The organism is Nonomuraea sp. NPDC050328, from assembly GCF_044459405.1.
GTDB lineage: Bacteria > Actinomycetota > Actinomycetes > Streptosporangiales > Streptosporangiaceae > Nonomuraea.
The window spans coordinates 185,238-201,622 of record NZ_JBITIW010000012.1 but is presented as its reverse complement, the minus strand read 5'-3'; the positions used below and the strand labels follow the sequence as shown (position 1 = coordinate 201,622).

The 16,385-nt window shown below is 71.3% G+C and carries 12 protein-coding genes; 6 read left to right on the top strand and 6 right to left on the bottom strand.

Annotation, left to right across the window (positions count from 1 at the left end):
* Position 1: 1 nt before the first annotated feature.
* Together edd and zwf are read right to left on the bottom strand one after the other, a co-directional pair.
* Positions 2-1,903 (bottom strand): phosphogluconate dehydratase, encoded by a 1,902-nt coding sequence (gene edd, locus ACIBG7_RS36265; protein ID WP_397339190.1) that lies wholly within the window; start codon positions 1,901-1,903, stop codon positions 2-4.
* A gap of 2 nt (positions 1,904-1,905) precedes the next feature.
* A complete protein-coding gene (gene zwf, locus ACIBG7_RS36260) occupies positions 1,906-3,378 on the bottom strand; it encodes a glucose-6-phosphate dehydrogenase (protein ID WP_357930073.1) in 1,473 nt (490 codons plus the stop codon).
* A 131-nt stretch (positions 3,379-3,509) separates the two neighbouring features.
* On the opposite strand from zwf, the gene ACIBG7_RS36255 reads away from it, so the two are divergent.
* Positions 3,510-4,676, top strand: a complete 1,167-nt coding sequence (locus tag ACIBG7_RS36255) for an ROK family transcriptional regulator (protein WP_357930071.1) — start codon at positions 3,510-3,512, stop codon at positions 4,674-4,676.
* 314 nt (positions 4,677-4,990) lie between these two features.
* Here the strand turns inward: ACIBG7_RS36255 and ACIBG7_RS36250 are convergent, their stop codons facing one another.
* Positions 4,991-5,704: a hypothetical protein gene (locus ACIBG7_RS36250; protein WP_397339189.1), complete on the bottom strand. Its 714-nt coding sequence runs from the start codon at positions 5,702-5,704 to the stop codon at positions 4,991-4,993.
* 439 nt (positions 5,705-6,143) lie between these two features.
* Here ACIBG7_RS36250 and ACIBG7_RS36245 point away from each other — a divergent pair, with 439 nt between their 5' ends.
* Positions 6,144-6,746, top strand: a complete 603-nt coding sequence (locus ACIBG7_RS36245; RefSeq protein WP_397339188.1) for a DUF4291 domain-containing protein — start codon at positions 6,144-6,146, stop codon at positions 6,744-6,746.
* A 55-nt stretch (positions 6,747-6,801) separates the two neighbouring features.
* Here the strand turns inward: ACIBG7_RS36245 and ACIBG7_RS36240 are convergent, their stop codons facing one another.
* Together ACIBG7_RS36240 and ACIBG7_RS36235 are read right to left on the bottom strand one after the other, a co-directional pair.
* Positions 6,802-7,572 carry a hypothetical protein gene (locus tag ACIBG7_RS36240; RefSeq protein WP_397339186.1) on the bottom strand — a complete coding sequence of 257 codons (771 nt, stop codon included), beginning with the start codon at positions 7,570-7,572 and terminating at the stop codon, positions 6,802-6,804.
* Positions 7,569-8,078, bottom strand: a complete 510-nt coding sequence (locus ACIBG7_RS36235) for a DUF6232 family protein (RefSeq protein WP_397339185.1) — start codon at positions 8,076-8,078, stop codon at positions 7,569-7,571. The genes ACIBG7_RS36240 and ACIBG7_RS36235 overlap by 4 nt, the downstream gene beginning before the upstream one ends.
* A gap of 149 nt (positions 8,079-8,227) precedes the next feature.
* Here ACIBG7_RS36235 and ACIBG7_RS36230 point away from each other — a divergent pair, with 149 nt between their 5' ends.
* The 4 genes from ACIBG7_RS36230 (at position 8,228) to ACIBG7_RS36215 (ending at position 15,331) form a co-directional block, all read left to right on the top strand.
* Positions 8,228-9,949 (top strand): ATP-binding protein, encoded by a 1,722-nt coding sequence (locus ACIBG7_RS36230; protein ID WP_397339184.1) that lies wholly within the window; start codon positions 8,228-8,230, stop codon positions 9,947-9,949.
* A gap of 104 nt (positions 9,950-10,053) precedes the next feature.
* Positions 10,054-11,184, top strand: coding sequence for an exonuclease SbcCD subunit D (locus ACIBG7_RS36225; RefSeq protein ID WP_357930048.1), 1,131 nt, complete (start codon positions 10,054-10,056; stop codon positions 11,182-11,184).
* Positions 11,181-14,390, top strand: coding sequence for an AAA family ATPase (locus ACIBG7_RS36220; RefSeq protein ID WP_397339183.1), 3,210 nt, complete (start codon positions 11,181-11,183; stop codon positions 14,388-14,390). The genes ACIBG7_RS36225 and ACIBG7_RS36220 overlap by 4 nt, the downstream gene beginning before the upstream one ends.
* Positions 14,387-15,331: a hypothetical protein gene (locus ACIBG7_RS36215; protein WP_397339182.1), complete on the top strand. Its 945-nt coding sequence runs from the start codon at positions 14,387-14,389 to the stop codon at positions 15,329-15,331. The genes ACIBG7_RS36220 and ACIBG7_RS36215 overlap by 4 nt, the downstream gene beginning before the upstream one ends.
* Here the strand turns inward: ACIBG7_RS36215 and ACIBG7_RS36210 are convergent.
* Positions 15,282-16,364, bottom strand: coding sequence for a methyltransferase (locus ACIBG7_RS36210; protein WP_397339181.1), 1,083 nt, complete (start codon positions 16,362-16,364; stop codon positions 15,282-15,284). The genes ACIBG7_RS36215 and ACIBG7_RS36210 overlap by 50 nt on opposite strands.
* Positions 16,365-16,385 lie beyond the last annotated feature (21 nt).

Sequence of the window (16,385 nt, the reverse complement as noted above, 5' to 3'; positions counted from 1 at the left end):
CTCATCGGGTGGTTTCCGCGTGGGAGGCGCCGGCGGGGGCGGCGAAGCCGCGGCCCGGACCGTGGTCGGGGTGCTCGGCCCCGCTCACGGTGAACACCGAGCCGCCGCGCTCGGCCGGACCGGCCATCCGGCGGAAGGCGGCGAACAGCTCCCGGCCGGTCCCGACCCACTCGGCGTCGCTCAGCGCGCGTCCCTCGGGCTCGCGGCCGGACAGGTCCGCCAGCACCTCCAGCGTGCCGGCCGCCGAGTCGAGCCGGATGACGTCACCGTCGCGCACCAGCGCGATCGGCCCGCCGTCGGCCGCCTCGGGCGACAGGTGGATCGCCGCGGGCACCTTGCCCGACGCGCCCGACATGCGGCCGTCGGTCACGATCGCCACCCGCTGGCCGCGATCCAGCAGCACCGCCATGGGCGGGGTGAGCTTGTGCAGCTCGGGCATGCCGTTGGCCGAGGGACCCTGGTAGCGGATGACCGCCACGAAGTCCTGGCCGTCCAGCTCGCCGCGCTCGAAGGCGGCCAGCAGGTCGAGCTGGTCGTCGAAGACCTTGGCCGGCGCCTCGATCACCAGGTGCTCGGGCTTGACCGCCGAGACCTTGCTGACCGCGCAGCCGAGGTTGCCGTCGACCATGTGGATGCCGCCGTCGGCGGCGAACGGCTCGGCGACCGGGCGCAGCACCTCGGTGTCGGCGCTGCCTGCCGTACGCTCGGTCCAGACCAGCGCGCCCTCCTTCAGCGCCGGCTCGGAGCGGTAGTGGTCGAGACCCTGGCCCGCGACGGTGAGCACGTCACCGTGGAGCAGGCCGTGGTCGAGCAGGTCGCCGATGAGCGCCTGCATGCCGCCGGCGTCGCGGAAGTGGTTCACGTCCGCCTGGCCGTTGGGGTAGATCTTGGTCAGCGACGGCACGGCCTTCGAGAGCTGCGCCAGGTCGTCCCAGGTCAGCGCGATGCCCGCGGCGGCGGCGATGGCGACCAGGTGCAGGGTGTGGTTGGTCGAGCCACCGGTGGCCAGCAGCGCGACGCAGGCGTTGACGATCGCCTTCTCGTCCACGACCCGGCCGACGGGCGCGTACTCCGCGCCGTGCGCGGTGATCTCCACCGCCCGCGCGCCCGCCGCCTCGGTCAGCGCGTGGCGCAGCTCGGTGTGCGGGTTGACGAAGGTCGCGCCCGGCAGGTGCAGGCCCATGACCTCGACCATCACCTGGTTGGAGTTGGCGGTGCCGTAGAAGGTGCAGGTGCCGGGGGAGTGGTAGGACTTCGACTCGGCGTCCAGCAGCTCCTCGCGGCCGACCTTGCCCTCGGCGAAGAGCTGCCGGGTGCGGGTCTTGACCTTGTTCGGCAGGCCGGAGGTCATCGGACCGGCCGGGACGAAGATCGCCGGCAGGTGGCCGAAGTGCAGCGCGCCGATGAGCAGGCCCGGCACGATCTTGTCGCAGACGCCGAGCAGCAGCGCGGAGTCGAACATGTCGTGCGAGAGCGCGATGGCCGTCGCCATCGCGATCACGTCCCGGCTGTAGAGCGACAGCTCCATGCCGGCGCGGCCCTGGGTGATGCCGTCGCACATCGCCGGCACGCCGCCCGCGACCTGCGCCACGCCGCCGGCCCGCCGTACCGCCTGCTTGAGCTCGGCGGGGTAGGTCTCGTACGGCTGGTGCGCGCTGAGCATGTCGTTGTAGCTGGTCACGATGGCCACGCCGGGCTTGGCGGAGGACTTGAGCAGCAACTTGTCGCCTTCGGGCGCGGCGGCGAAGCCGTGCGCGAGGTTGGCGCAGCCCAGGTGCGCGCGGGCCGGGCCCTTGGCCCGCGCCTGCTCGCCGTCGTGCTCGATCCGCCGCAGGTAGGCGGTACGGCTGGCGCGGCTGCGCTCGGCGATGCGGTCGGTGACCTGCTGGATGATCTCGTGCACGTTCACTCCTCGTGCCAGGCGCGACCGCTGCGGCCGAGCAGTTCGTGGGCTCCGGCGGGGCCGGTGGAACCGGCGGGATAGGGCTCGGGCAGCTCGGGCGTGGACTCCCACGCGGCGAGGATCGGGTCGATCCACCGCCAGGCGGCCTCGACCTCGTCCCGGCGCATGAACAACGTCGGGTTCCCGGCCAGCACGTCCGACAGCAGCCGCTCGTAGGCCTCGGGGACGCGGGTGGTGAAGGTCTGGCCGAAGCTCAGCTTGAGCGGCACCGGCTTGAGGCTCACCTCGCCCGCGCCCGGCTCCTTGGCCATGATGTGCAGCTCGATGCCCTCCTCCGGCTGCAGGCGCAGCACGAGGCGGTTGGGGGAGCCGCCGGGGAAGATGGAGTGCGGCACGTCCTTGAACTGCACCACGATCTCGCTGCGCCGGTACGGCATGCGCTTGCCGGTGCGCAGGTAGAACGGCACGCCCGCCCAGCGCCAGTTCTTGATCTCGGCGCGGATGGCGGTGAAGGTCTCCACCCGCTTCGACGCCTCGGTCGTCGGCGTCGAGGCCGGCTCGTCCAGGTAGGACGGCATGCCCGCCGCCTCGGCGTACTGCCCGCGGACGGTGAAGCGGGCGACCTCGCTGGCCTCCTGGATCGGGCGCAGCGCCTGCAGCACCTTGACCTTCTCGTCGCGGATCGCCTCGCGGTCGTTGCGCGCCGGCGGCTCCATCGCGACCAGGGTCAGGAGCTGCAGCAGGTGGTTCTGGACCATGTCGCGCAGCGCGCCGGCGTGGTCGTAGTAGCCGCGCCGGCCCGGCGTGCCGACCGTCTCGGCGGCGGTGATCTGCACGTGGTCGATCCAGAGAGAGTTCCAGATCGGCTCCAGGAAGGCGTTGGCGAAGCGCAGCACCAGCAGGTTCTGGACCGTCTCCTTGCCCAGGTAGTGGTCGATGCGGAAGATCTGGTTCTCGCCGAAGTACTGGCCGACCTCGTCGTTGATCCGCTGCGAGCTGGCCAGGTCGCGGCCCAGCGGCTTCTCCAGCACGACGCGGGAGGCGGCGGTGATCAGGCCCTGCTCGTGCAGTTCCCGGCAGAACGGGCCGAAGGTCATCGGCGGGCTGGCCAGGTAGAAGATCCGGTCGCGGCCCTCGTGCGCGGCCACCATGTCCTTCACCCGGTCCCAGCCGCTCTGGTCGTCGCTGCCCACGTCCACCGAGACGTGGTGCAGGCGGCCCAGGAAGCGCTGCCACGCGCTCGCGTCGTCCGGTACCTGCCCGGCGACGTCGGCGTCCACCTTGCCGCGGAAGTCGGAGTCGTCCAGTCCGCCGCGCGACATCGCGATGATCCGCGTCTCGGGCGCCAGGCGGCCCTCGAGGTCGGAGTGGAAGAGCGCGGGGATGAGCTTGCGCATGGACAGGTCGCCGGTGCCGCCGAAGACGATCAGATCGGCGGGGGTCGGCGCGGGCGCCTCAGTGGCAAGGGGGGACAACGGGAGCCTCCTGATGAACGGACAACCCGGACACTAACCAGACTTGGGTGAGACTTCAACCCGAGTTTTGCATTTTGAGATACATAAGCTTGGACTTTTCATGACTTAGGTATCTGTGGTTCACTAAGTCGATGTCCAGACGTACGGCTGCGCTCGCCACCAGCGGAGAGGTCCTGACCCTCATCCGCACCGGTGAAGCCGTCACGCGGGCGGACATCGGCCGCGTCACCGGCCTGTCCCGCCCCGCCGTCGCCCTCCGCGTCGGCGAACTGCTGGAACGCGGACTCGTCGTCGAGCGCACCGACGCCCCCTCCACCGGCGGGCGGCCACCGGTCCGTCTGGAGTTCAACGCCTCCGGCGGCGTCGTGCTGGTCGCCGCCCTCGGCGCCAGCCGTACCCGCGTGGCCGTCTGCGACCTGGCCGGCCGCGAGCTGGCCGGGCGGCGCTTCCACATCGACGTCGAGGAAGGCCCCGACGTCGTCCTCCCGCTGCTCATGGACACCTGGGAAGAACTCCTCGGCGACCGGCCCCGCTCGATGATCCGCGGCGTCGGCATGGGCGTGCCCGCCACCGTCGAGTTCGCCGAAGGCCGCACCGAGAGCGCCCGTGTCATGGCCTCCTGGACCGGCGTGGTCATCCCGCCGATCATCCGCCGCCGCTTCGACGTGCCCGTCCTGGTGGACAACGACGTGAACGTCCTGGCCGTCGGCGAGCACCGCGGCCTGTACGCCGACGACACCGGCGACCTGCTCTTCGTCAAGATCTCCACCCGGATCGGCTCCGGCATCGTGGCCGGCGGCCACATCCTGCGCGGCGCCCTGGGCGCGGCCGGCGAGATCGGCCACATCCCCGTACGCGACGGCGGGGGCGTGCTGTGCCGCTGCGGGAACATCGACTGCGTCGACTCCGTCGCCTCCGGCACCGCCCTGCTGCGCGACCTGCGGGCGGCCGGCAAGGACGTCAAGGACATCGACGACATCACCGCCCTGGTGCGAGCCGGGGACGCCGAGACCATGGCCATCGTGCGCGAGGCCGGCCGGCGGATCGGCGAGGTGCTGGCGGGGGCGGTCAACATCCTCAACCCCGCGGTGGTCGTGCTGGGCGGGGACGTGGCCGAGGCCTTCGCGCCCCTGGTCTCCAGCATTCGTGAGGTCGTCTACCGGCGGTCCACCGCGCTGGCCACTCGTCGTCTTCGCATCGAGCCCAGCCGGCTGGGGGCGGCTGCGGGGATCAGCGGGTGTGCGGTCATGGTGTTGGACCATGTGCTGTCGCCTGAGGCTGTTGACGCTTCCCTTTAACTGCGTCGGCCTTCGCCCTTCGGGCTCCGGGCTGTGTTTGTGGGGGAGCCCAGCTCCCCCACACCCCCTTGCCGGGGGCCTCCCGGCCCCCCCGGGGGGTGGAGCTCTTCCATCGATGGTGGGTTGGTGCGCCGTAGACATCGGCGCTCCTCATGCTCGGAGGCCAATTCATTCGCAGAGCGGTCAGCCTCCAAGGACCGGAAGCAGAAGCAGCAGCTTGAGCATTCCCTGCGCACGTACTCCGACGGCAAGCCGCTCTGGAGCGCAGGGCCGCCGGGCCCGAGACATTCGATCGGTGGGTACGGCGTTGCTGGTCAGTTGAGTGCACTCGGAACGATCTCGATGACCCGCACCGAACGAACCTTTGGGTTCTTTGCCATGCGCGCGATTGCCTCGGGAGTATTGATGATGGTGAAGCCATGGATCAGCCCGTCATTGGCCGACCTGCGCAACTCCGTCAGGTCAAGCCCGATCGCCTGGAGCGCGAATTCGTCCTCCGGCTGGAGCAGGGACACCCATTGTCGGAACTCTTCCAATCGCGATGTACTGGGCCGGCCTCCGGAAACGTGGAAATCTCCGATCGTTCCAGGGAAGGCGAAAGGCCATCCGATGGGTTTATTTCCACGACCGGGCGAGAGTAAGGCGACCTCGCCAAGACTGATGTCATGTATTTTACCGGCTTCCTCTTCGTTCAACGGCTTCTTCAGTTCGACGGCGGCATGGACACTGTGGTGGCGCCAACTTGCATCCTTCAGGAGGCTGAGAGTCTGGCGGTTGCCCGACTCGGCACTCTCGTCGCCGAATGAGGCGAGGACGTCTGTCAGATGCCATGGCTCGGTTCGCGGCACCTGTATTTCCCCTGATGTGTCCTGCCGAAATTCCGTCCGCAGGGCAGGCGCTTCATGGGGCCAATTCCCAGCCATTCGTGGACCGATGCCAACCTTCAAGGAGCCATCGAATGGCGGGATCTTGTTGTCCGAGAATGCCGCTGGCCTACATTCCTCGTCAGGTAGCGAGCTGAACTTCATGCTGTAATCGGGATTCGCGACAGCAAACCCCATGAGGACAACGCGACTGAAGCGAGAGCAGTCCATGGCGTTCTCGCCGGACTTGGAACTACCCCACGTCAGTGCCAGAGCACCTAGCAAAATTACTGCAGTAAGAGCCGCTATTGACGAGCGTACAATGCCCCATTTGTGAACGAGCCCCTTCACCCGTATAACCCCCTTGTTTTCTCCATGAACGCAGACTGAACATGCTGATGGATGGGTCGAGTCTGGTCCATATCAAGTGGGCTGTTGTGCGCGACTGTCACAAATCCGTGATCTTCCAAGGCGGGCACCGGAGTGACCGCCCTTCCAGCTCCGCCAGTCCGCTCGTCGTCTTTGACGGCACTCGCGTTGTTCTCCGTCGATTCCTCGTTAATCCGGTTGTCCGGCGGACCCGCGGTTGGCCATGCTCGGGGAGATGGATATCCCGCACCGGCAGATCCGTGCTGCCTTCACCGACGAAGCGATCACCGTTTACCAGGCCTACGAGCCGGCCATCGCGGCCCCCGCCGTCGCCTCGCAGAGCTTCGTGCCGCCCTTCAAACGGGAACGGATGACCTGGATCAAACCGTCCTTTCTGTGGATGATGTACCGCTGCGGTTGGGCCACGAAGCCCGGCCAGACCAGGGTCTTGGCCATCACCATCACGCGAGAAGGTTTCGAATGGGCGCTGGGGCACTCCTGCCTCAGCCATCCTGACTCCGGTACAGGCCAGGCGGAATGGAAAGAGCGCTTGCGCGACAGTCCAGTCCGGATCCAGTGGGATCCTGAACGGGACCCGCACCACAATGTCCTGCCCTACCGTTCCATCCAGGTGGGGCTGTCTGGCGACGCCGTCGCTCGTTACGTCGATCAATGGGTCCTGGGAATCACTGACCTGACCGATCGGGTCCATGACATCCGACAGGCGCTTCGCGATGGGAAGGACGTCGCCGACCTGCTTCCAGCAGAGCGCCCGTATCCCCTGCCCAGGGAGCTCGCCCAGGCCATCGGGGCGAACATCACGCCTGATCTTGGCTGAGCGACGCACGGCGGCACGTGGGCACCACGACGACAACCGGCTGGAGGGCGACTGGTCAGCGAGACTGCCGTTTCTGCGCCGCAGCGACGGCCGCGCGAACCTCCTCAGGCAGATCGACGACCTCCACCGCCACGCCGAAACCCCGCAAAGCCATCGCCGCCCACGACTGTGCGGTCGTGAAGTGGTGAGCGGCGAGAGGGTCGGACAAGCACAGCACCAACCGCGGCGAAACATTCAGGGTGGAGGCTACGTAGAGGAGCTTCAACGTGTCGGCCAGCACCTTGTGTTTCTGCGCGGGCTTAGGCCGGCCTTGGTGCGCCCAGACTTCCACCAGAACAGACAAGTCCTCGCTCGCGCCGTCGACCTCGATGCGAATGGTGTCACTCAACCAGATGACTCTGGGGGCGAGAGCTACACCCAGGCGCTCGCTCAAGTTCCTGAGCATGACGCCTTCAGCCAGGCGCTGCTCCTGGCTGTTCCCTTCAGGGAGAATCGGCTGATGCGCTCCTGGCTGCGGGTGTGTCTCACCAGCATGCGGGAGGTCGATCACCGGCGCCCCCACCTGCCCCACCACGGACGCCACCCCCGCGATCTCCCGCAGGGCCCGCCGGAAGGCGCCCTCGCCGGGCTCGGCGCTGGTGACGGTGGCGACGGCGGCGTCGATGGCTTCACGGTCGGCCGGGGAGACCTGGGTGCGCAGCACCCGGACCGCCTGGATCATCTCCCGGAAAGCCGCCTGCGGGTCGACAGGCGCGTTGTTCTGGATCTTGCCGATGTTGTACGAGCCGTGCTGCGTGATGTTGTCGCCATAGTGGTAGTTCGTCATCTCGCCACCTTGCCGATGTTCTGGGACCCAAGCTGAGTGATCTTGTCGCCGTAGTGGTTGTTCGTGGTGATCGTCTGGCTGAAGGAGGCGTTGGGGTCGCCGATGGCCTTCATGACCTCGTGCACGATGCGCGCGACCTCCCCGTGGTCGGAGCTGACCAAGGCGGTGCGGGGCGTGCCGGCGGTCTCGATGACCAGCGCGTAGTAGGTGCGCTGCAGGACCCGCACGAGGTACTGGACGGCGCTGATCAGCACGACGACGCACAGGGCGGCGACGATGAGCCGGCGGTCCACGTCGAGGTCCACGTAGTCGGACCCGACCATCGCGGCGGCGGCGAGCAGGGTCCACAGCACGACGGCGCGCAGGAACTGCGCCAGCGCCAGGCCGCGCCTGGGGCGCAGGGCCATCGTGTAGGCACGGGCGATGTTCTGCACGGGGTAAGCCTCGCCGCCGACCCACAGCACGCGCCGGTGGACCTTCACCTCGATCGTGGAGTTTCTGGGCATGTTCCGTCCCTCCCATGGCTACAGGCCGATGCTCCTCGACCGGCGCGGGAAGCACATGGGTACCCCCTACTCAAATGCGCGGCGGATCGGCCATCGCGGTTGCGTCCGGTCGCCGGGAATCGTCGGAGGCACCGGTTACGCTGCCTGCTGTGACAGCAGTGGCGACAGGTGTGACGACAGGCGTGGCGGTCGGCCGGGTGCTCGGCACCCAGGCGGCCTCGCCCCTGTCCTTCTGGATCGGGCTGGAGCCGGGCAAGGTCGTGCAGCTCGACGACGTGGTCGTGACCAGGCGCGACGTGCCCGGGCACGGGCCGGTCCTGGTGGCCGGCGTGGTGACCGTGGTCGAGGCCAGGCACGAGGGCGCGGCGTTCGACAGCGACGTGTTCCTGATCGCCGACGGGTCGCTCCCGGCGGCGGTGGTCGAGGTCGCGGAGGTCCGGGTGACGCGCGTCGAGCCGGAGGTCTTCGTGCCGCCGCTGCCGGGGGAGAAGGTTTATCTGGCCGAGGCGCTCGACCGTGACCAGGCGCTCTATTTCGACGTGATGGACCGGCGCATCCCGATCGGCACCGGCCGCGACGGCGGCCCGCTCTACCTCAACTTCGACTTCATGGACGGCACCCGCGGCGCGCACGTGTCGATCTCGGGCGTGTCGGGCGTGGCGACGAAGACCTCGTTCGCCACCTTCCTGCTGTACTCGATCTTCAACTCGGGCGTGCTGGGCGGCGAGGCGGCCAACACCAAGGCGCTGATCTTCTCGGTCAAGGGCGAGGACCTGCTCTTCCTCGACCACCCCAACATCAAGCTGACCGACACCGCCGCCTACGCCCGGCTCGGGCTGCCCGCCCAGCCGTTCGGCAGCGTGCACGTCTTCGCCCCGCCCCGGCCCAACGATCCCAACGGCGTGCCGCACGTGTCGGCGCGCACGCACGGGGTCAGCGCGTTCTACTGGACGCTGGTCGAGTTCTGCCAGGAGGAGCTGCTCCGCTTCGTCTTCGCCGACGCCGACGACGAGCGGGCGGGGTACTCGTTGCTGGTCGGGCAGGTGGCCGCCCGGCTGCAGAGCTGGGCGGAACCGGTGGGCGACGGGGGAGCGGTCCGCATCAGGGGTACGGCCTGCCGTACCTTCTCCGACCTGGTCGAGCTGCTGTCCGACCAGTTGCAGGACGAGGAGGAACGGCGCGAGTGGACGGGCTCGACCACGCCGCTGGGCACGGTCAACGCGTTCCTGCGGCGGTTGCGCAGCGCGGTGCGGGCGCTGACCCCGATCGTCCGGGGCGACCTGCCGTTCTACCGCGGCCACTCGATCCGCACCTCCGACGCCCAGGTCTCCATCGTCGACCTGCACAACCTGCCCGAGCGGGCGCAGCGGTTCGTCGTCGGCGTGGTGCTGCGCGGCGAGTTCCACCGCAAGGAGTCGGCGGGTACGGCGAAGCCGCTGCTGTTCGTGGTGCTCGACGAGCTCAACAAGTACGCCCCGCGCGAGGGCGACTCGCCGATCAAGGAGATCCTGCTGGACGTGGCCGAGCGTGGGCGGTCGCTGGGGGTGATCCTCATCGGCGCCCAGCAGACCGCCTCCGAGGTGGAGCGGCGCATCGTGGCCAACAGCGCCGTGCGGGTGGCGGGGCGGCTCGACCCGGCCGAGGCCGCCCGGTCGGAGTACGGCTGGCTGCCGCCTACAGTCAGAGACCGGGCCACCATCGCGAAACCGGGCACCATGTTCGTCGCCCAGCCGGAGATCCCGGTGCCGCTGTCGGTGGCCTTCCCCTTCCCGGCCTGGGCCACCCGGCCCTCGGAAGCGGCGGCCCCGGCCAAGATCACCGGAAATCCCTTCCAGGGCCTCCCCGAGGAAGAGGACATCCCACCGTTCTGAGATCCCGCCGCCCCAGGATCCCGCCGTTCTGGGAACCCTGCCTTTAGGGAGCTCGGAAGGAATCCGGAGGAAGAGGACATCCCGCCCGTTCTGAGAGGTCTGTCGTGAAGATCCTGCACACCGCCGACTGGCACGTGGGCAAGGTGCTCAAGGGGCACTCCCGCGCCGACGAGCACCGCGCCGTGCTGCGCGAGCTGGTCGGCGCCGCCCGCGAGCACGACGTGGACGCCGTGATCGTGGCCGGCGACCTGTTCGACACCTCCGCGCCCACCCCCGAGGCGCAGTCGCTGGTGCTGCCCGCCCTGCTGGCGCTGCACGAGGACGGGCGCGACGTCGTGGTGCTGGCCGGCAACCACGACAACCCGCAGCTGTTCGAGGTCTACCGCCCGCTGCTCGGCAAGCTCGGCGTGCACGTCGTCGGCACCTTCCGGCGGACCGCGGTGGAGTTCACCGCCCGTTCCGGCGAGCCGGTACGGCTGGCCGCCCTGCCCTTCCTCTCGCACCGCTACGTCGTCCGGGCGGCCGAGGTGCTGGCCGGCACCGCCATCGAGCACAACCGCGACTACGCCGCCCGCATGGGCGAGCTGATCGCCGCCCTGACCTCGGGGTTCTCCGGCGAAACGGTCAACCTCGTCACCACCCACGGCACGCTGCCCGGCGGCCGGTTCGGCGGCGGCGAGCGGGAGGCGCAGTCGGTCTTCTCCTACTACTTCGAGCCCACCGCCTTCCCGGCCTCGACCCAGTACGCCGCCCTCGGCCACCTGCACCGCCGCCAGCAGATCCCCGGCCCCTGCCCGATCTGGTACCCCGGCTCGCCGCTGGCCGTCGACTTCGGCGAGGAGGCCAACCTGCCCGGCGCGCTCCTGGTCGACGTCGAACCGGGCCGGCCGGCCGTCGTCACCGAGCTCCTCGTCAGCCAGGCACGGCGGCTGCGCACCGTCAGCGGCAGCCTCGCCGAGCTGGAAGCGCTGGAGACGGGCGACGACTGGCTGCGGGTCGTGGTGGCCGAGCAGCCCCGGGTCGGCCTGGCCGACCAGGTGCGGGCGCTGCTGCCGTACGCGATCGACGTGAGCATCGACGAGCGCTTCCGGCCGGTGCGTGCCGTACGGCAGGCGGGTGCGGGCACGCGCGCGCCCGGCGAGCTGTTCCGCGACTACCTGACGGCCAGCAAACGCTACGACGAGCAGGTCGCCACCCTGTTCGACCGCCTGCACGACGAGGTGACGAGCGCATGAGGCCGCTGCAACTGACGCTGGAGAACTTCGGCAGCTTCCGCGAGCCGCTGACCGTCGACTTCACCGACGTCGAGTACTTCGCCCTGGTCGGGCCCACCGGCGCGGGCAAGAGCACGGTGATCGACGCCATCTGTTTCGCGCTCTACGGCACCGTGCCGCGCTGGGGCCGGGAGAACTCGGTCGCCTACGCGCTGGCGCCCTCGGCGGCGGCCGGCAAGGTGGGGCTGCTCTTCGAGAGCGGCGGCAAGCGGTACGGCGTGGTCCGCGCGATGGCGCGCGACGCCAAGGGCATCGTGCGCACCCGCGAGGCGCGGCTGGAGGAGCTGTCCGGCGGGTGGGAGGAGGTCACCCGCTCGCTGGCGGAGGGGGAGAACGTCACCGCCGAGGTGCAGCGGCTGACCGGGCTGGAGTACAAGTTCTTCACCCAGTGCGTGGTGCTGCCGCAGGGCCGTTTCGCCGAGTTCCTGCACGCCAAGCCGAACGAGCGGCAGGACCTGCTGGTCCAGCTGCTCGACGCCGAGGTCTACAACGAGATCCGGCTGAAGGCCACCCGCGAGGAGGAGGTCGCCAAGCAGGCCGCCCTGCACGCGCGCGAGCAGCGGGCCGAGTTCACCGCCACCCCGCAGGCCGAGGCGGAGGCCGAGGCCGGGGTGCTCGCGTTGCGGACGGCGCAACGTGAGCTCGGGACCGAGCTCGACCTGTTGCGGGCGCGGGACGCCGAGCTGGAGCGGATCCGGCGGGAGTCGGCCGAGCTCGCCGGGCGGCTGGCCGGGCTGCGGGCGCTGACCATGCCGCCGGAGGTGCCGACGCTGGCCGCCTCGGCCAAGCAGGCCGCCGTCCAGGTGGCCGAGCTGGAGGAACGGGCCGCTGTGCTGGCCGTCGCCGAGCAGGAGGCGGAGGCGGCGCTGGCGGGGCTGGGGGAGGTGGCGGGGCTGCGCGCGGCGCTGGCGGCCTTCGACACGGTCGAACGGCTGGCGGCGGCCGCAGCTTCGGCGCGGGCCGACTCCGAGCGGTCGCTGGCCTCGGCTCGGGCCGCTGCGGCGCAGGCGGTCGAGGAGGCCCGGCGTTCCGTCGCGCAGGCCCGGACCGAGGCCGTCGAGCAGGCCCGGGCGGCGCTGGCCGCCGAGCGGGAGCAGGCGCGGCGGGTGGTGGCGGAGGCGCTGGAGGCTGGGCGGCGGTCGCTGGCCGAGGCGCGGGCCAGTGGGGAACGGTCGCTCGACCAGGCGCGGGCGGACGGGGAGAAGGCCCTGGTCGCGGCCCGCGAGGAGGGCGCGCGCTCGCTGGCCGAGGCTCGGCGGCGGGCCGCCGCGGCCTCCGTGGAGCTGGAGTCCCTGACCGCTGCCGCCGCCCGAGCGGAAGCCGCGCTGGCCGCCGCCGTGGCGGACCATGACCGGCTCCGTGACGCCCACGCCGCCGCCGGCCTGGCCGCCCGGCTGACCCTCGGCGCCCCCTGCCCGGTCTGCCTCCGCGAAGTCACCCACCTCCCTCCCACCCACCAGGCACCCCCGACCTCAGCCCCTCACCGCCACCCGGACGGCCCCGCCAACCTCCGCGACCGCCCCGGCCCGAACGAGCCCACCGACCACCTTGGCCAGGCATCCCCGGGCGGGCCCGTTGACCAGGCCGCCGTCGAGGAGGACACCGACCTCCCAGGGCTGGCCGACACGAGCGGGTCCCCTGATCTAGCGGGTCACCGTGCGGCGGGTGGGCCTGACGAGGTGTTGCGGCGGGCCGAGCGAAGGGCCGACGCGGCCAAGGCGGAGCACGAGCGGGCCAGGAAGGTGCTGGGCAAGGCCGAGACGACCGCCGCCATGCTCGCCGACCGGGCCACCCGGCTGGCGGACGAGCTGGCCGAGCAGGCGGCCCGGGCCGAGCGCGAGCTGACCGCCCTGCTCGACCGCCAGCGCACCGACCTGGCCGACCGCCTCGCCGCCCTGGAGGACGAGACCACCGCCCGCCGAACCGCCCTGGAACGCGACACCACAGCCCGCCTGACCCGCCGCGAACAGGAGATCACCCACCAACGAGCCCGCCGCGAACAGGAGCTCACCGACCAGCTCACCCGCAGGGAGCACGACCTGGCCGCCCAGACCGCCCGCCTGGAGGCCGAGCTGACCGCCCAGGTCGCCCGGCTCGACGCGGAGCTGGCCCAGCACCGCGCCACCCTCCCGGAAGGCGCCGACCGCGCCGAGCTGAGCGCCAGGCTGGCCGCCGCGACCGAGGCGGACCGGCGCGCGGTGGAGGCGAGGAAGGCCGCCCGCGCCTGCCGTACCGCCCTGGACGAAGCCCGGCGGACGGCCGCCGAGGTGTCCCAGCGGGCCGAGCAGGCCTGGGTGGCGCTCGGCGAGGCGCGCGACCGGCTGATGGTGCTGGGCCTGGACGAGGAGGCCGCGCCCCCGGTCGACCGCACCGACCTGCACGCGGCCTGGGGCGAACTGATCGCCTGGCGCAACCGGATCGGCACCGCCGCCCGGGCCAGGGCCGACGAGACCGAGCAGCGGCTGGCCGAACTGGCCGCTCAGCGGGCCGAACAGGCCGGGCGGATCAGTGCGCGGCTGGCCGAGCACGGGGTCGCCGCGGGTGACCGTCCGGACGAGTTCGCCGCCGCCGTGGCCACCGCGCTGGCCAGGGCGGAGAGCACGCTGGAGCGGGTCAGGGAGGACCTCGCCAGGATCGCCGAGCTCGAACGGGTGATCGCCGAGAAGGACCGCGAGGCCGAGGTGGCGCACGAGCTGGCGCTGCGGCTGCGGGCCAACGCCTTCGAGCGCTGGCTGTGCGCCGAGGCGCTGGCCGTGCTGGTGGCCACCGCCTCCGAGACGCTGCGCGAGCTGTCGGACGGGCAGTACGAGCTGGAGCTGGGCGACCGCAGCGAGATCGAGGTGATCGACCACGCCGAGGCGGGGTTGCGGCGCAGCGCCCGCACCCTCAGCGGCGGGGAGACCTTCCAGGCGGCGCTCGCGCTCGCCCTGGCGCTGTCCGGTACGGTCGCCCGCGGGCTCGACTCGATCTTCCTGGACGAGGGGTTCGGCACGCTCGACCCGGCCACCCTCGACACCGTCGCGGCCACCCTCGAACGGCTGGCCGCCGGGCAGGAACGGATGGTCGGCGTGGTGACCCACGTCCAGGCCCTGGCCGACCGCGTGCCGGTGCGCTTCGCCGTCAGCCGCGACGCCACCGGCTCGCACCTGCGGAGAGTGGACGCGTGACCGAGTTCTCCATCGACCCGTGGGACCCCGGCTATGCCGCCGCGCTCACCTCCGAGGCGCTGGCCGAGCGCGGGTCCACCAGCGCGGAGCTGGAGCTGGGCGTCGAGGCGGAGGCCGGCGACTGGGCCCCGGTCACGCCGAGCGGCAGCGCCCCCGCCGCCCTGCTGGTCGCCGACGGGGTGCGCCGGATCGACGCCCGGGTCTGGGTGCACGACACCCCGGTGCCGGTGCCGGGCATCGCCGCCTCGTTCGCCGCGGGCATCGTCCGCTGCGGCTCCGGCGGGGCCGAGCTGGCCGAGATCGAGGTACGGCGAGCGCTGATCAGCGCCTCACCCGGCACGCCCGAGGTCAAGACCCGCTACGCCACCTTCCACCCGGCCCAGGCCACCGACTCCAGCCTGGAGGCGCTCACCCTGGCCCTGCAACGCCAGGTCACCCAGCTGGAGCTCGAACTCTCCGTACGGCACCGCCGCCAGAGCACCGACCTGCTGCTCGTCGACGGCCCGTTGCGGGGACGCGGCCACCTGGCCGGGACGGTGGGCTACATCAAGACCCACCACATCTCCTACCTGCCCGCACCCCAGTCCGCCGTCGTCGGCGCGCTCGCCCCCGGGCAGCGCACGCCGGTGTTCCTCATGGGCACCACCTGGCGCCGGCACGCCTGGTACGTCCGCCTGCCGACCACCTCGTCCGCGCCGTGGTCGGGGATCGCGCGCTGCGAGGCGGGGGCCGACATGAGCTCGGAGGAGGTCGTACGGCTGGCCGACGCCATCACTCTGGCGCTGCCGCCGCTGGCCGGCGTGCCGTACAAGGACCCGCGCGCCCCCCAGAACCTGGTGCCGATCGGCGGCCTGGAGAAGCTGCTGCGTCACCACCTGGGGGACCCGCAGCTCATGTACCGCGCACTGCGCTCGGCCGAGTCGGTTCAGGGATCAAGGTGAGGACGATCTGACCGAGCGGCGTGCGCCGGGTGGTGGCGAGCTCCAGGCCCGCTGAGGCGGCCAGGGTGGCGAACTCCTCGATGGTCCGCTCCCGGCCGCCGCCGATGACGAGCATGCGCAGGCACATCTCGGCGAAGGCGGCCGGGTCGCCGTCGGAGGTGCTCGGCGACTCGATCAACAGCACCCGCCCCGCCGCATCCGCCGCGCTTGCCGTACCCGCTGCCTCGGCGCAGCGGCGCAGGATGCGGGCGGCGTCGGCGTCCGGCCAGTCGTGGATCACCCGCCGCAGGACGTAGACGTCGGCTCCGGCCGGGAGCGGGTCGAAGAAGCTCTGGCCGGAGACCGTACAGCGGTCGCCGAGGCCGGCCAGGTGTTCACGTCCGCGGGCGGCTGTCTCGGGCAGGTCGACGAGGGTGCCCCGCAGGTGCGGGTGCGTCCGCAGGAGATGAGCCAGGAAGCCGCCGGTCCCGCCGCCCACGTCCACCACGTGCCGGACCGCCGTCCAGTCGAACGCGTCGGCCGCGTCGGCGACGTACTCGGCGCCGGTGGCCATCGCCGCGTCGAACGACGCGCCCATGCCGGGGTTCTGCGCCAGGTAGGTCCAGATCGGTGCGCCGAACACCGTCTCCCAGGCCGGTTCACCGGTGCGGGTGGTGTGCAGCAGGCCGGTGAAGGCCAGGTCCATCCGGCCGCCGAACCCCTCCAGATCGAGCCAGGCCCGCATGGCGGCGGGATGGTCGCTGACCAGCAGCTCGGCCGGCTCGTTCAGGGCGAACACCCCCGGCTCGGGCTCGGCGAACACGCCTCGGCCGGTCAGGTGGCGCAGCAGCCAGGTCAGCACCTCTGGGTCCGCGCCGGACTGGCGGGCCAGTTCGGCGGCGGGTAGTGGGCCGGCGCTCAGCAGGTCGGCGATCCCCAGCGTGGCCGCCACCCGCACGGCCATCGGGGTGACCAGGTCGGTCACCGGGGCCAGGACCCGCCAGGCCGCCTCCCATGCCGACGGGCGTCCTTGCTCGTCCTCCGCGCCGGTCACCGCAGGGCCCCTTCCGTCGCG

What these genes read in the sequence shown, in the direction of transcription:
- ACIBG7_RS36255 (WP_357930071.1), top strand. Translation starts at nt 3,510, where the DNA reads ATGTCCAGACGTACGGCTGCGCTCGCCACCAGCGGAGAGGTCCTGACC.
- ACIBG7_RS36250 (WP_397339189.1), bottom strand. Translation starts at nt 5,704, where the DNA reads ATGAAGTTCAGCTCGCTACCTGACGAGGAATGTAGGCCAGCGGCATTC.
- ACIBG7_RS36245 (WP_397339188.1), top strand. Translation starts at nt 6,144, where the DNA reads ATGGATATCCCGCACCGGCAGATCCGTGCTGCCTTCACCGACGAAGCG.
- ACIBG7_RS36240 (WP_397339186.1), bottom strand. Translation starts at nt 7,572, where the DNA reads ATGACGAACTACCACTATGGCGACAACATCACGCAGCACGGCTCGTAC.
- ACIBG7_RS36235 (WP_397339185.1), bottom strand. Translation starts at nt 8,078, where the DNA reads ATGCCCAGAAACTCCACGATCGAGGTGAAGGTCCACCGGCGCGTGCTG.
- ACIBG7_RS36220 (WP_397339183.1), top strand. Translation starts at nt 11,181, where the DNA reads ATGAGGCCGCTGCAACTGACGCTGGAGAACTTCGGCAGCTTCCGCGAG.